Raw genomic sequence first — 14,567 nt, forward strand, 5'->3', positions numbered from 1 at the left:
TAGATGTAACAGGACGGCGGTCGAGCGACGTCATTCTTGACGCATCCCGGGGCGATGAGCGCGCCGCCAAGGCCCGTGCGAGACACGGGTCGGGCGGGAATTTTATAATCGCTGCATGTCCGTCTTTGCCCTGGGTCTGAACCACACGTCCGCGCCGCTCGATCTGCGTGGACGTTTCGCGTTCACGCTCGAGCAACTGGCCCCGACGCTGCTGCGCTTCCAGGACCAGATCGGCACGCCCCACCGCCGCCGCACCGCCGCGGCTGAAGCGGCCATCCTCTCGACCTGCAACCGCACCGAACTCTATGTCGCCGGCGACGCCGACATGGTCCGCCCCGCCGTCGACTGGCTGGCTCAGGTCGGCGGGGTTGGCAGCTCGACGCTGATGGACCACTCGTACGTGGTCGAGGACGGCGCCGCCGCGCGGCACGCCTTCCGGGTCGCCAGCGGGCTGGACTCGATGGTGCTGGGCGAACCGCAGATCCTCGGCCAGCTCAAGCAGGCCGTGCGTGAGGCGGATTCGGCCGGCACGCTCGGCACGACGCTGCACCAGCTGTTCCAGCGCAGCTTCTCGGTGGCCAAGGAAGTCCGGAGCTCCACGGAGATCGGCAGCCATTCGATCAGCATGGCCGCGGCCTCGGTGCGACTGGCCTCGCAACTGTTCGAGAACCTCACTGACATCAGGGTGCTCCTGGTCGGCGCGGGCGAGATGATTGAACTGGTCGGCACGCATTTCGCAGCCAAGGGGCCGAAGGCGATCGCCATTGCCAACCGCACGCAGGAGCGCGGCGAGAAGCTCGCCCATCAGTTGAGCGGTGAAGCCTTCCGGCTGGCGGACCTGCCCGACCGCCTGCACGAATTCGACGCGGTGATCTCCTGCACCGCGTCCAGCCTGCCGCTGATCGGCCTCGGCGCCGTCGAGCGCGCCCTGAAGAAGCGCCGCCACAAGCCGATGTTCATGGTCGACCTGGCGGTCCCCCGCGACATCGAGCAGGAAGTGGCCAAGCTGGACGACGTCTACCTCTACACCGTGGACGACCTGTCCAAGCTGGTCCAGACCGCCGGCGAGAAGCGCCAAGCCGCGGTCCAGCAGGCCGAGGCCATCATCGAGACCGGCGTCCAGAGCTTCGTCCACTGGCTGGGCCAGCGCCACACGGTCCCGCTGATCCAGGCCCTGCACCAGCAGGCCGACAGCTGGCGTCAGGCCGAGATCCAGCGCGCACGCAAGCTGATCGCCAAGGGCGAGGACATCGACGATGTGCTGGACGCGCTGGCACGCGGCCTCACGCAGAAGATGCTGCACGGCGCGATGGCCGAGCTCAACGGCAGCGATGGCGAGCAGCGGCTGCAGATGGCGCAGACGGTGTCGCGCCTGTTCCTGCGCGGCAGCGCAAAGGCGTCGGGCGCCCGTCCGGACGCACTCGGCGACGAAGCGGATTCGTAGCGGCGCGTTCCTCGCGCACGGGCGACCGGCTCCGGTCGCTCTCTTCGGGGCACGCCGTGCCTTTCCGCTCGCGGTCCACGGACCGCACCGTCGTCCCTCCGCTTTTCCCCTGCCCACGCCCATGAAAGACGCCCTGCGCCAGAAGTTCGACCGCCTCGGTTATCGGCTGGCGGAACTGGACAGCACGCTCGCCGACGGCAGCGTCGCCGCCGACATGAAGCGCTATCGCGCGTTGACGCGCGAGCAGTCGGAGGTGTCGTCGCTGGTCGAGCGCTACCGCCGCTATGTCCAGCGCGAGCAGGACCTTGCCGCCGCCCGCGAGCTGCTCGACAGCGGCGACGCCGACATGATCGAGATGGCGCGCGAGGAGATCGCCGGCGCCGAAGCGGATCTGGCGCAACTCGATCAGGAACTGCAGCTCGCGCTGATCCCCAAGGATCCGGACGACGATCGGCCCGCGTTCCTCGAGATCCGCGCCGGCGCCGGCGGCGACGAATCGGCGCTCTTCGCGGGCGACCTGACCCGCATGTACACGCGCTTCGCCGAGGGCCGGGGCTGGCGCTGCGAGGTGCTGTCGGCGAGTGAATCGGACCTCGGCGGCTACAAGGAAATCGTGATGCGCCTGGACGGTGACGGCGTGTACGGGCAGATGAAGTTCGAGTCGGGCGGCCACCGCGTGCAGCGGGTGCCCGCCACCGAGTCGCAGGGCCGCATCCACACCAGCGCCTGCACGGTCGCGGTGATGCCGGAGCCCGACGAGGCCGAGGAGATCCAGCTCAACCCCGCCGAGCTGCGCATCGACACCTTCCGCGCGAGCGGCGCGGGCGGGCAGCACGTGAACAAGACCGACAGCGCGATCCGGATCACCCACTTGCCGACCGGTCTGGTCGCCGAGTGCCAGGACGACCGCAGCCAGCACCGCAACAAGGCCAAGGCGATGGCGGTGCTCGCCGCGCGGCTGCGCGACAAGGACCGCAACGAGCGTGCCGCCAAGGAAGCCGCGCAGCGCAAGAGCCTGATCGGCAGCGGCGACCGCAGCGACCGCATCCGCACCTACAACTTCCCTCAGGGACGGTTGACCGACCATCGGATCAATCTGACGCTCTACAAGCTCGGCGCGATCATGGACGGCGATCTCGCCGACGTGCTGCTCGGCCTGCAACAGGCACAAGCCGCGGAACAGCTCGCGGCGCTGGAAGGCGGCCAGGGATGAGCGCTTCCAACGATGCGATGACGGTTGCAGCAGCCGAACGCGCCGCGATCACCGCTGGCTTGCCTCGCGGCGAGGCGCAATACCTGCTGCAGGCGCTGCTGGGCGTCTCGCGCGCCTGGCTGATCGCACACGACACGGATCCGCTCGATGCGCCGCGGCGTGAGCGCTTCCAGGAATGGCTCGCCCGCCGCCTCGACGGCGTGCCGCTCGCCTACCTGAGCGGCGAAAAGGAATTCTTCGGCCTGACGCTGCGCGTCACGCCGGACACGCTGATCCCGCGGCCGGACACCGAGGTGCTCGTGGAATGGGCCCTCGAACGGATCGCCGACCTGCCCGCGCCGAGAGTTGTCGACCTGGGCACGGGCACCGGTGCGATCGCGCTGTCAATCAAGTCGCGACGCCCCGAAGCGGACGTCCGGATGGTCGACGCCAGCGCCGGGGCCCTCGCCGTCGCCCAGGACAACGCGCGCAGGCTGGGCCTGTCGGTCGACGCGCATCTCGGCAGCTGGTATGAGCCGCTGGCGGGTCAATTGGCGTTCGACCTGATCATCAGTAACCCGCCGTACGTTGCCGGCGACGATCATCACCTCGACGCCCTGCGGCACGAGCCGCGCATGGCGCTGACGCCGGAAGGCGACGGGCTGGCCGATCTGCGGCAACTGATCGAGGGAGGCCCGGTCTGGCTGCGCGCCAACGGATGGCTGCTCCTGGAACACGGGTATGACCAGTCCGACGCGGTGGCCGATCTGCTGAGCGCACGCGGCTTCGTCGACGTGGAGAACCGCCGCGACCTGGGCGGCCAAGCCCGCGCCACCGGCGGCCGCTGGACGGCGTAAGGAATGTGCCGCGCCTCACAGGAATGTGGCGCGGCTCACAGACTGTTTCCACACTGCGAGAAACCGCGCCGGGAATCCGCAACAGTGCCGGGAATCCCCCTCAACTCGATCTGGCGCGGTCATCGGGGCGGGCGTAGCATGGTCTGACTTGGTGCCCGTTTTGATCCATCTTGAAACGGGTTCGTCGTCTGTCTGGGAGACCTGTCATGAGCGCCGCCCCCTTGCTCCTGCGCGTTGCCGTGGTCCTGGCCGGCAGTGTCTGCATGGCTGGCGCCGCCTGGGCTCAACAGGGCCTGCAACTGAAACCGGATCGCAAGGCGTTCACCAACTGGCAAGGCCGGCTTCAGCTGAGCCAGAGCCAGGACAGCGGCAGTCTCTCCTTCGACGCCCGCAATGGCAGCCGCCTGCTGAGCGCGAACCTGCTGGCGGACTATTACCTCACCGGATCCGGCCTGGGCGCCGGCACGCGCGGCGGCCTGCGGGCCACCGGCGGGCTGATGCTCGGCCCGATGTCGTTGCTGCAGAGCAGTTCCGGCCTGGCACTGGGCCAGAGCGCGGCGGTCTCGCCATCGCTGTCGGCCGGCCGTCGGAGCCTCAGTCTGCTCACCGGACCGGAGCGCGAGCCCAACCTGTCGTTGTCCTACGTGGGCGTCGGCTATACCAGCTACTCGCTGCGCGGCGGCTGGGGTTTCAGCGCCGACGTCGGCGTGGTGGGCGGTGGTGCTTCCAGCCTTCGCCTGGGCAACAGCGCCCCGCAAGGCGAGTTGTCGCAGGACCTGCGCTACAAGCCGGTCGTCCAGTTCGGCGTCAGCTACAGCTTCTGATCCTCTCCCGCTGGCCGGACGCCGCGCGAGCGACTTGAGCCCTGCGCAGCGCGGGCTTGCGCGCTGCTTGATAATCCACGAATCGCGCGGCACCGCGCCGGCCCAGGCTTCGTAGCCCGGAACGGATCCTGCCGTGCAGCGCATACGCCTTCCCGCATCAGCTTTCAGAGGATCTCCGCCATGAGCGACGTTCAGCAACGCATCGACGACCTGGTCAAGGGCAACCGCATCGTGCTCTTCATGAAAGGGACTGCGCAGTTCCCGATGTGCGGCTTCTCCGGGCGCGCGATCCAGATCCTCAAGGCCAGCGGTGCCAGCGAGTTGAAGACTTTCAACGTGCTCGAGGACGAAAGCGTCCGCCAGGGCATCAAGGACTACGCCAACTGGCCCACGATCCCGCAGCTCTACATCGACGGCGAATTCGTCGGCGGCTCCGACATCATGATGGAGATGTACGAGAGCGGCGAGCTGCAGCAGTTGCTGGCCAAGGCCTGATGACGGCAGCTGCGGCGCCTCGGCCACGCCTGATCGTCGGCATCACCGGCGCGACCGGCGCCGCCTACGGGCTGCAACTGCTGCGCCGGGCCCGGGCGATCGGCGCTGAGACCCACCTGATCCTCAGCCCCGCCGGCGTGCTCAACGCCCACCATGAACTGGGGCTCGCACGCGACGCGCTGGAGCGCGAGGCGGACTTCGCTTACGCGCCCGGCGACGTCGGTGCCTGTGTCGCCAGCGGCAGCTTCCCGACCGCCGCGATGGTTGTCGCGCCCTGTTCGATGCGCACGCTGGCCGCGGTCGCGCACGGGCTGTCGGACAACCTCATGACCCGAGCCGCCGACGTCACGCTCAAGGAACGCCGGCGGCTGATCCTGATGGTGCGGGAGACGCCGTTCAACCTCGCCCACCTGCGCAACATGACCGCGGTGACCGAGATGGGCGGCATCATCTTTCCGCCGCTGCCGGCGCTGTACCTGAAGCCCAAGTCGATCGACGAGATGGTGGCGGAGACCGTCGAGCGCGTGCTCGAACTGGCGCAACTGCCCGGCGCGACGCCGCAGGCGTGGCTGGGCCTGCGGCCTCAATCCTGATCTGAGATCGGGCCTGACCTGGCGTCAGGTCTGCCCAGGCATCAGCCAGGCCTTGCGGGCGCCCATCACCATGTTGGGGTATTCGGGCCGTCCACGGCTGCCGTTGTAGCGTCCCAGCGCGAGGAAGAGGTCCCCCTTCTCGCGGTCGAGGTAGTGCCGCAGGATCACACAGCCGAAGCGCAGGTTGGTCTGCATGTGGAACAGCCGCGAGACCTGTCCATCGCCGATCGAGCGCGTCCAGAACGGCATCACCTGCATGTAGCCGCGCGCGCCCGCGACGCTGATCGCGTACTTGCGGAAACCGCTCTCCACCTGCACCAGTCCCAGCACCAGCGCCGTCTCGAGGCCCGCGCGGGCGCTCTCGTACCAGATGGTCTCGAGAAACTCGATCCGCGTCTGCGTCTCGCTCTTCTTGCGCTTCATGCGCTCGCTCATTTCGCCGAGCCAGCGCAGGTAAGCCAGGCGCGGCTCGATCGAATCGAAATGCGGCTTGGGCGGCGCGTCCGAGGCGATCGCCGCGGACAGCGCGGAGCGGACCGCGTCGGCCAACGGCTCCTCCACCTGGGCGCCGGCGAGCGCCTGGCGCGGCAGGCAGACGGCCGCGCCGGCGAGCAGCAGCGCGCGGCGCGAAGTCGGGGCAATCGTCTTGAAGCCAGGATCAGTCACGGGAACAGCGGGATCGGTATCGATCGGAATGCGGAAGGAAGAGGCGCGGCAGCATAACGGCGCGAGCCGCCGCCGTCAGCGGGACAGCCAGCGCTCCAGCGGCAAAGGTCTCGGACCGCGCGCCCGTGCGAGCAGCAGGCCCCCGGTCCAGTACGCGAGCGCGAGACCGGCCACCACCACCGTCCCCGGCTGCCACGCCAGGCCGGCACCGCCGAACAGCCCAAAGCTCAGGACCGAACTGGAGAGATACAGCGTGAGCGTGTGCCGCCCCAGCGGCGCGAGCGCGTTCAGCAGTCGCGGATTGCCGCGCAACCGCAGCACCAGCGCGGGCACGGCGGCGCTCAACAGCAGCATCGTCGGATAGAGATAGAAGATCGCGTAGCGGCTGGTGACGGAGGTGTCGCCATCTCGCAGCCCGGGCCAGAGCAGCGTGGCGAACGCGATGTTCGTCGCCACCGCCGGCCAGAGCCAGCGGCGCGACCAACGCCGTAGCGCAGGCTCCCAGCGCGGGTGGGACAACAGCCGCAAGCGTGCCGCCATCAATCCCGCGGTCATCAAGAGCAGCGGCGTCGGCAGACCCAGGGTGGCGAAGGCGATGGTCGACGCGAGGAAGTGTCCCGCGTTGCGCAGCGTCCAGTCGCCCCATGACGCCGGCGCCGACAGCGGCATCGACGGCTCGCCTGACAGCGGCATGCTGGCCATCAGGACGGTGAGCGCGATCACCGCGAGTTCCAGCGCGATCAACACGCGCAGTCGAACCTTCAGCATCGCCATCGAATGCCCGGCCCAGATCGCCAGCACCGCGCCGGCGACGGCGTAGAGCGTCAGGATGTCGCCCATGTAGAGAAAGGTCCCGTGCAGCAGGCCGAGCGTCAGCATCTTGACCAGCCGACGCCGGCGCTTGCCCAAGGCCTCATCGCCCCGCGACTGGGACAGCCCCTGGCTGTAGCCGAACAGGAAGGCGAGCAGCGCGATGCCCTTGCCCGCGATGAGCGCATGCAGGAACCAGGAGATCACCTGGGCCACGACCCCATCGGCCGGCGATGGCGGGCTGAGCGGTCCGGCATCCGGCAGGGCCGGGTAGCCGACCCAATTGACGGCGATCACCGGGAAAAGTGCGATCGCGCGCAGCGCGTCCACCGCCGCGACGCGCTGCGGCGGACGGGCCGGATTCACGCCAGGCGTTGCTTCAGATGAGCGATGACCTCGGCCAGCGGCAGCTTGGTCGCGGCGGCATCGCGGCGGCCCTGATACTCGACCTGGCCTTCCTTGAGGCCGCGATCGGAGATCACCACGCGGTGCGGCACGCCGACCAGCTCCCAGTCCGCGAACATCGCGCCGGGGCGCTCGCCGCGGTCGTCCAGCAGCACGTCGATGCCAAGATCCAGCAGCTCTTCGTGCAGCTTGGTCGCGGCCGCCTTCACATCGTCGCTGCGATCCATGCCGATCGGGCAGACCACCACGGTGAAGGGCGCGATCGCGTCGGGCCAGACGATGCCACGCTCGTCATGGTTCTGTTCGATCGCCGCACCCAGGATCCGGGTCACGCCGATGCCGTAGCAACCCATCTCCATCAGCTGCGGCTTGCCGTTCTCGTCGAGGTAGCTCGCGTTCATCGCGGCCGAATACTTCGTGCCGAGATAGAAGACGTGGCCGACCTCGATGCCGCGCTGGATCGCCAGCACGCCCTTGCCGTCCGGCGAGGGATCACCTTCGACGACGTTGCGGATGTCGGCCACCAGGTCGGGCTCGGGCAGGTCACGGCCCCAGTTCGCACCGGTGAAGTGGAAGTCGGCCTCGTTGGCGCCGCAGACGAAGTCCGCCATGTTCGCGACGGTCCGGTCGGCGATGATCTTCAGCGGCTGCTTCAGGCCGATCGGGCCGAGGTAGCCGGGCTTGCAGCCGAAGTGGGCGTCGATCTCCGCGGCGGTCGCGAAGCGGAAACCGCCTTTCAGGCCCTCGAGCTTGCCGACCTTCACCTCGTTCAGGTCGTGATCGCCGCGAACCAGCAGCAGCCAGACCTGCGACTTGACGATCGTGCCGTGCTCGTCGAGCTCGTCGGTCGCCAGCACCAGCGACTTCACCGTCTGCGACAGCGGCAGCTTCAGCAGCTCGGCGACATCGGCGCAGGTGGCCTTGCCGGGCGTCGGCGTCTTCGCCAGCGTCTGCGTCGCGGCGCCGCGGGTGGCGATCAGCGAGAGCGCCTCGGCCAACTCGATGTTGGCCGCGTAGTCGCTGGTCGGGCAATAGATGATCGCGTCCTCGCCGGTCTCGGCGATGACTTGGAACTCATGCGAGCGATCGCCACCGATCGCGCCGGTGTCCGCCGCCACCGCGCGGTACTGCAGACCCAGGCGGTCGAAGATCCTGCCGTAGGCCGTGTACATGGCGTCGTAGCTGCGACCGGCCGCCTCCTTGTCGCGGTCGAACGAGTACGCATCCTTCATCGTGAACTCGCGGCCGCGCATGATCCCGAAGCGGGGGCGGCGCTCGTCGCGGAACTTCGTCTGGATGTGATAGAAATTCTTCGGCAGCTGCTTGTAGCTGCGGAGCTCCTGGCGCGCGATGTCGGTGATGACCTCCTCCGACGTCGGCTGGATGATGAAGTCACGCCCGTGGCGATCCTTCACGCGCAGCAGCTCCGGGCCCATCTTGTCGAAGCGACCCGTCTCCTGCCACAGCTCGGCCGGCTGCACGACCGGCATCAGCAGTTCGACCGCGCCAGCGCGGTTCATCTCGCCGCGGATGATGTTCTCGACCTTGCGGATCACCCGCAGGCCCATCGGCATGTAGTTGTAGATGCCCGCGCCCAGGCGCTTGATCATGCCGGCCCGCATCATCAGTTTGTGGCTGACGATTTCCGCATCGGCGGGCGCTTCCTTGAGCGTGGAGATGAAGAACTGGGAGGCTTTCATGGGCGCAGAAAATAAAAGTCCGCGGTCAGCCAGGCCGCCGCGGAAAAAACCGTGCATCACCGAGGGTTAGCGATGATCGCGCCGGGTTGCAGCCCCGGTGCAATAATCAATCCAACGAATGATTTGAAGGTTGATTATGCTCGACCGTGAAGGCTTCCGGCCCAACGTCGGCATCATCCTGCTCAACCACAAGAACGAGGTGTTCTGGGGCAAGCGCATACGCACCCATTCTTGGCAGTTCCCCCAAGGGGGCATCAAGCATGGAGAGACGCCCGAGCAGGCGATGTTCAGGGAGCTGCATGAGGAAGTTGGCCTCACTGCGGACCACGTGCGCATCATCGCGCGCACGCGGGACTGGCTCCGTTACGAGGTTCCCGACCACTTCATCCGGCGCGACGCGCGCGGTCATTACCGCGGGCAGAAACAGATCTGGTTCCTGCTGCAGATGATGGGGCGTGACAGCGACATGAACCTGCGCGCCACCGACCATCCCGAGTTCGATGCCTGGCGGTGGAACGAGTACTGGGTGCCGCTGGAGGCTGTGATCGAATTCAAGCGCGGCGTGTATCAGATGGCGCTGACTGAACTGGCGCGTTTCCTGCCGCGCCTGAATCACCACAACCGCTACCTGCGCGCCGGCATGCGGCCGCCTCCGCGCGGCGACCGCCAGGGCGGACATGGCGACCATGGTGATCAGGACCATCACCGGCATGAGCGCTTCGATCACCGGCCCCATGAGCACGACGGCACCGCGCATGCAGAGGTTTCCCATCAGGAATCGCGCGACGCCCGTGAGGTCGCCCCCCCCGCGGCGGCCCATGGTGGTCCGGTGGAGCCCGCGAAGGACTGACGGCCCGCAACCCGCCGTGGAAATGAAAATGGCGCCCTCGGGCGCCATTGTTCTTGGTGTTCGCGCTTCGGCGCCGCATTGACGCTGCGTCAGCGCAGCACCAGGTTGTCGCGGTGGATCAGCTCGGGCTCGGCCGCGTAACCCAGCACGCGCTCGATGTCGAACGACGGCTTGCGCGCGATCAGCCGGGCCTCCGCACTGCCGTAGTTGGTCAGGCCACGTGCGAGCTCCTGCCCGGCCAGATCAACGATCGCGATGACGTCGCCGCGATGGAATTCACCCGACACCTCCTGCACGCCGATCGGCAGCAGGCTCTTGCCCTCTTCCCGCAACTTGATCGCCGCGCCCGCGTCGACGACGACCTTCCCGCGCAACTGCAGGTGATCGACCATCCATTGCTTGCGCGCCGCGAGTTTCGCGGTCGATGCCATCAGCGCCGTACCGATGGCCTCGCCGGCCGCCAGGCGGAGCAGGACATCGGGCTCGCGACCCCAGGCGATCACGGTGTTGGCGCCGCTGCTGGCCGCGCGCTTGGCGGCCAGGATCTTCGTGATCATGCCGCCGCGCCCGATGCTGGTGCCCGCACCGCCGGCCATCTCTTCGAGCTCGGGCTTGCCCGCCGTCGCACGATCGATGAAGCGGGCGTTCGGATCCTTGCGCGGGTCCGCCGAGTACAGGCCCTTCTGGTCCGTGAGGATCACCAGCGCGTCCGCCTCGACCAGGTTCGCGACCAGCGCGCCGAGCGTGTCGTTGTCGCCGAACTTGATCTCGTCGTTGACGACGGTGTCGTTCTCGTTGATCACCGGCAGCACGCGATGCTGCAGCAAGGCCAGCAATGTCGAACGCGCGTTCAGATAGCGCTCGCGGTCGGCCAGGTCGGCGTGCGTCAGCAGCACCTGCGCGCTCGTCAAGCCTTGCTCACGAAGCTTGGTCTCGTACATCTGCGCGAGGCCCATCTGGCCGACGGCCGCCGCAGCCTGCAGTTCGTGCAGTTCCTTGGGCCGGCTCGCCCAGCCCAGGCGCTTCATGCCCTCGGCGATCGCGCCGCTGGACACCATCACCACCTCCCGCCCTTCGCGGGCGAGTTCCGCGAGCTGCCGGCACCAGTTGCCGATGGCCTCGGCGTCGACGCCACGGCCTTCATTGGTCACCAGGCTCGAGCCGACCTTCACGACGATGCGTCGTGCGTCCTTCAAGACACCCGTCGAGTGGCCGTTCAAGTTGTCGTTGCTCATGCGCGGAGGTTCAGGGTGCCGTGAGGTCGAAGACGGAAGTCAGGGCAGCGGATCGAAGCGCGGATCGCGCTCGGGCGGCTTTTCCGCCTTGTCGGCCTTCTCAGCCTTCGCCGCCTTGATCACCTTGGCCTTCGTGGCGCGCGTCTTGCGCGTTTCCTGGAAGGCCTTGGGCGGATCGATCGTCGGTGCGTCGAACCGTGCATCCGGGTCTTCCACCGGCGGTGACTGGATCGCTGCCACGTGCTCGTAGATGGCGCGGATCAGCGGCTCGCAGCCCTCGCGCGTCAGCGCGGAGATCTCGAAGACGGGCCCCTTCCACTTGTAGCGCTTCACGAAGTCCTTCACACGGGCGGCGCGCTCTTCCGCGGGCACCATGTCCAGCTTGTTCAGCACCAGCCAGCGCGGCTTCTCGTACAGCGCCTCGTCGTACTTCTTCAGTTCCTTGACGATGGCCTTGGCCTCGGCCACCGGGTCCACGTCCGGGTTGAACGGCGCCAGGTCGACCACGTGCAGCAGCACGCGCGTGCGCTGCAGGTGACGCAGGAACTGATGGCCCAGGCCGGCGCCTTCTGCGGCACCTTCGATCAGGCCCGGGATGTCGGCGATGACGAAGCTCTTCTCCGGACCCACACGCACCACGCCCAGATTCGGGTAGAGGGTCGTGAACGGGTAGTCGGCGATCTTCGGACGTGCGTTCGACACAGCCGCGATCAGCGTCGACTTGCCGGCGTTGGGCTGGCCTAGCAGGCCGACGTCGGCCAGCACGCGCAACTCCATCTTCACCTTCTTGATCTCGCCGGGCCAGCCGGGCGTCTTCTGACGCGGCGCCCGGTTCGTCGAGGTCTTGAAGTGCAGGTTGCCGAAGCCGCCGTCGCCGCCCTTGGCCAGCAGCACCGGCACGTCGGGCTCGAGCAGCTCGGCAATGATCTCGTCGGTCTCCAGGTCGCGCACGATGGTGCCCACCGGCACCTTCAGCGTGATGTCGTCCGCGGCAGCGCCGAACTGGTCCGAGCCACGGCCAGCCTCGCCGTTGCGGGCCTCATGGCGGCGCGCGTAGCGGTAGTCGATCAGCGTGTTCAGGTTGCGGTCGGCCACCGCGAAGACGCTGCCGCCGCGGCCGCCATCCCCGCCGTCCGGACCGCCGAACGGAATGAACTTCTCGCGGCGGAAACTGGCGCAGCCCGCCCCGCCGTTGCCGGCGGCGATATCGATGGTGGCTTCGTCAACGAACTTCATGGATGGCCTTCAGTCCCGGAGCGGGGCTATCGTAATTCACGCCCCCGCGCTCCCGCGCGAGGCCATGCTTTGAATCGGAGCGAGTCAGGTTTCGCCGGGACTCGCGGTCGGCGCGGCGCCCGACGGTATCAGGCACCGAGAAAAACAAAGCCCCGGACGATGCCGGGGCTCTGGGTCCGCCGAACACGGGAGACCAGGTCTCCCGCGTCGCGGCGTCAGGACATCAAGTCGCTCAGATCGCCGTGACGACGACCGTGGAGCGGCTGTTTTCGCCCTTGACGGTGAAGGACACCGTGCCGTCGATCAGCGCGAACAGCGTGTGGTCCTTGCCCATGCCCACGTTGGTACCAGCGTGGAACTTCGTGCCGCGTTGGCGGACGATGATCGAGCCAGCCGAGATGGTCTGGCCGCCGTACACCTTGACGCCAAGCATCTTCGGCTTCGAGTCGCGGCCGTTTCGTGTCGAGCCGCCGCCCTTTTTCTGTGCCATGGATTACTCCTTGATCAGATTACGAGAGAGTCAGGGAATCAGCCGTTGACCGCGCTGATTTCCAGCTCGGTGAACGTCTGGCGATGGCCTTGGCTCTTCTTGTAGTGCTTGCGACGACGCAGCTTGAAGATGCGCACCTTGTCGTGCTTGCCGTGAGCCACCACAGTGGCCTTGACGCTTGCACCCGCAACCAAGGGAGTCCCGATCTTCAGGTCCGCGCCGTTTCCGACGGCCAGCACCTGGTCAATCACGATCTCTTGGCCAACGTCCGCAGCAATCTGTTCTACCTTGATCTTTTCGCCAGCAGCAACTTTGTATTGCTTGCCGCCGGTTTTTATGACCGCGTACATATCAGCCCTTTCACATGAGAGCGGCGCATCAGGTGCCAGAAGCGCCTGCCGACCGCCCAAGAAAAAACACCGCACAAAGATGCGGAGCCCAAGAATGTAGCACAACCTGCTGCACTGATGCAAACCCTGAGCAGCCGCAAAGCCCGCAACCACCGGCCTTCCGCAGCGCGTCCGCGGAAATCCGCGGCCGATGCGACACGCGCCGGAACCCGCCCCACTGGCAACGACGACGCGCCCGTGCGAAGGCGTGGACTTCACGGACGGGCCCGCGTCCGCACCTTCCTATAATCCGCGCTTCCCCTCACAGTGAGTCCAGAGTGCAGCCCATTGCCTCTACCCCAGTTACCGAGGTCCTCGAGGCGCTGAATGCGCAGATGAATGAAGTCGACGCCGTGATCGCGCAGCGGCTTCGCTCGGACGTCGCCCTGATCAACCAGATCTCCGCCTACATCATCCACGCCGGTGGCAAGCGGATGCGGCCCAAGCTGGTGTTGATGTTCGCCAACGCACTGGATGCCGACTCCCCCGCCAGCCGGGAACTCGCCGCGGTCGTGGAGTTCATCCACACCGCGACGCTGTTGCATGACGACGTCGTCGACGAGTCCGCGCTGCGTCGCGGCAAGCAGACCGCCAACGCGCTGTTCGGCAACGCGGCGAGCGTGCTGGTGGGCGACTTCCTGTATTCGCGCGCCTTCCAGATGATGGTGTCCGTGAACCGGATGCGCGTGCTGGAAGTGCTGGCGGACGCGACCAACGTGATCGCCGAAGGCGAAGTCCTGCAGTTGATGAACATGCATGATCCGGACGTCGCGGTGGACAGCTATCTGCGTGTCATCCGCTACAAGACGGCCAAGCTGTTCGAGGCCAGTGCGCGCCTCGGCGCGGTGCTGGCCGATGCCCCGCCCGCGCTGGAGGAAGCCTGCGCCGGCTATGGCCGCGCCCTGGGCACAGCCTTCCAGCTGATCGACGACACGCTGGATTACGAAGGCACCAGCGAATCGTTGGGCAAGAACGTCGGCGACGACCTGCGCGAGGGCAAGCCCACGCTGCCGTTGCTCATCGCGATGGAGCGCGGCACCGAGGACGACCGCGCGCTGATCCGCCACGCCATCGAGCACGGCGAGGTCGAGCGCCTGCAGGACATCGTCGCGATCGTGCGCCGCACCGGCGCGCTGGAAGCGACGCGCGAAGCCGCCCGCGCGGAAGTCGCACAGGCGAGACAACATTTGTCCGCACTGCCTCTTTCCAAGTGGAAAGAAAGCCTGCTAGAATTTGCGGCTCAGTCGGTGGAGAGAAGTTCTTGAACAGACTCTCGATCGAGTGACAAAACGGGGTGTAGCTTAGCCTGGTAGAGCGCTACGTTCGGGACGTAGAGGCCGGAGGTTCGAATCCTCTCACCCCGACCAGGCACATCGATGAC

Annotated in this window: 15 protein-coding genes and 1 tRNA gene; 9 read left to right on the forward strand and 7 right to left on the reverse strand. The window is 67.2% G+C overall.

Annotated elements, in window-relative coordinates:
• The first annotated feature begins 115 nt into the window (after positions 1 to 115).
• From hemA to AC07PR_RS18375, 6 genes are all read left to right on the forward strand, one after another.
• Positions 116 to 1,444: a glutamyl-tRNA reductase gene (gene hemA, locus AC07PR_RS18350; protein ID WP_431100193.1), complete on the forward strand. Its 1,329-nt coding sequence runs from the start codon at positions 116 to 118 to the stop codon at positions 1,442 to 1,444.
• Positions 1,445 to 1,565: 121 nt separating this feature from the next.
• Positions 1,566 to 2,657 carry a peptide chain release factor 1 gene (gene prfA / locus AC07PR_RS18355; RefSeq protein WP_431100194.1) on the forward strand — a complete coding sequence of 364 codons (1,092 nt, stop codon included), beginning with the start codon at positions 1,566 to 1,568 and terminating at the stop codon, positions 2,655 to 2,657.
• Positions 2,654 to 3,493, forward strand: coding sequence for a peptide chain release factor N(5)-glutamine methyltransferase (gene prmC / locus AC07PR_RS18360; protein ID WP_495136136.1), 840 nt, complete (start codon positions 2,654 to 2,656; stop codon positions 3,491 to 3,493). The genes prfA and prmC overlap by 4 nt, the downstream gene beginning before the upstream one ends.
• 206 nt (positions 3,494 to 3,699) lie before the next feature.
• Positions 3,700 to 4,317, forward strand: a complete 618-nt coding sequence (locus tag AC07PR_RS18365; protein WP_377160168.1) for a hypothetical protein — start codon at positions 3,700 to 3,702, stop codon at positions 4,315 to 4,317.
• 180 nt (positions 4,318 to 4,497) lie between these two features.
• Positions 4,498 to 4,812, forward strand: coding sequence for a Grx4 family monothiol glutaredoxin (gene grxD, locus AC07PR_RS18370; RefSeq protein WP_377160166.1), 315 nt, complete (start codon positions 4,498 to 4,500; stop codon positions 4,810 to 4,812).
• Positions 4,812 to 5,405 (forward strand): UbiX family flavin prenyltransferase, encoded by a 594-nt coding sequence (locus AC07PR_RS18375; protein ID WP_483107846.1) that lies wholly within the window; start codon positions 4,812 to 4,814, stop codon positions 5,403 to 5,405. Before grxD ends, AC07PR_RS18375 begins: the two co-directional genes overlap by 1 nt.
• A gap of 24 nt (positions 5,406 to 5,429) precedes the next feature.
• Here the strand turns inward: AC07PR_RS18375 and AC07PR_RS18380 are convergent, their stop codons facing one another.
• The 3 genes from AC07PR_RS18380 to AC07PR_RS18390 all read right to left on the reverse strand — a co-directional run bounded on the left by AC07PR_RS18380 (position 5,430) and on the right by AC07PR_RS18390 (position 8,986).
• Complete coding sequence (locus tag AC07PR_RS18380) at positions 5,430 to 6,071, reverse strand: lytic transglycosylase domain-containing protein (protein WP_483107847.1); 642 nt, start codon at positions 6,069 to 6,071, stop codon at positions 5,430 to 5,432.
• A gap of 75 nt (positions 6,072 to 6,146) precedes the next feature.
• The gene (locus tag AC07PR_RS18385; protein ID WP_495136137.1) at positions 6,147 to 7,247 is read right to left on the reverse strand and encodes a DUF418 domain-containing protein; all 1,101 of its coding nucleotides are present in this window, start codon (positions 7,245 to 7,247) and stop codon (positions 6,147 to 6,149) included.
• Positions 7,244 to 8,986: a proline--tRNA ligase gene (locus AC07PR_RS18390; RefSeq protein ID WP_495136138.1), complete on the reverse strand. Its 1,743-nt coding sequence runs from the start codon at positions 8,984 to 8,986 to the stop codon at positions 7,244 to 7,246. Before AC07PR_RS18390 ends, AC07PR_RS18385 begins: the two co-directional genes overlap by 4 nt.
• Positions 8,987 to 9,122: 136 nt before the next feature.
• On the opposite strand from AC07PR_RS18390, the gene AC07PR_RS18395 reads away from it, so the two are divergent.
• Positions 9,123 to 9,836 (forward strand): RNA pyrophosphohydrolase, encoded by a 714-nt coding sequence (locus tag AC07PR_RS18395; RefSeq protein WP_377160158.1) that lies wholly within the window; start codon positions 9,123 to 9,125, stop codon positions 9,834 to 9,836.
• An 89-nt stretch (positions 9,837 to 9,925) separates the two neighbouring features.
• Here AC07PR_RS18395 and proB read toward each other — a convergent pair whose 3' ends face one another.
• The 4 genes from proB to rplU form a co-directional block, all read right to left on the reverse strand.
• Positions 9,926 to 11,071 carry a glutamate 5-kinase gene (gene proB, locus AC07PR_RS18400; protein ID WP_377160156.1) on the reverse strand — a complete coding sequence of 382 codons (1,146 nt, stop codon included), beginning with the start codon at positions 11,069 to 11,071 and terminating at the stop codon, positions 9,926 to 9,928.
• A gap of 39 nt (positions 11,072 to 11,110) precedes the next feature.
• The gene (cgtA, locus tag AC07PR_RS18405) at positions 11,111 to 12,307 is read right to left on the reverse strand and encodes an Obg family GTPase CgtA (protein ID WP_431100203.1); all 1,197 of its coding nucleotides are present in this window, start codon (positions 12,305 to 12,307) and stop codon (positions 11,111 to 11,113) included.
• A 232-nt stretch (positions 12,308 to 12,539) separates the two neighbouring features.
• Complete coding sequence (gene rpmA / locus AC07PR_RS18410) at positions 12,540 to 12,797, reverse strand: 50S ribosomal protein L27 (RefSeq protein ID WP_088407914.1); 258 nt, start codon at positions 12,795 to 12,797, stop codon at positions 12,540 to 12,542.
• Positions 12,798 to 12,835: 38 nt separating this feature from the next.
• Entirely contained in the window at positions 12,836 to 13,147 is a 312-nt protein-coding gene (gene rplU / locus AC07PR_RS18415) for a 50S ribosomal protein L21 (RefSeq protein WP_297531896.1), read from the reverse strand.
• Between the two features lie 374 nt (positions 13,148 to 13,521).
• On the opposite strand from rplU, the gene AC07PR_RS18420 reads away from it, so the two are divergent.
• Entirely contained in the window at positions 13,522 to 14,451 is a 930-nt protein-coding gene (locus AC07PR_RS18420; protein ID WP_431263802.1) for a polyprenyl synthetase family protein, read from the forward strand.
• Positions 14,452 to 14,476: 25 nt separating this feature from the next.
• A tRNA-Pro gene (locus tag AC07PR_RS18425) sits at positions 14,477 to 14,553 on the forward strand.
• Positions 14,554 to 14,567: the final 14 nt, after the last annotated feature.

It is taken from the genome of Roseateles sp. GW821-FHT09H11 (assembly GCF_059415845.1).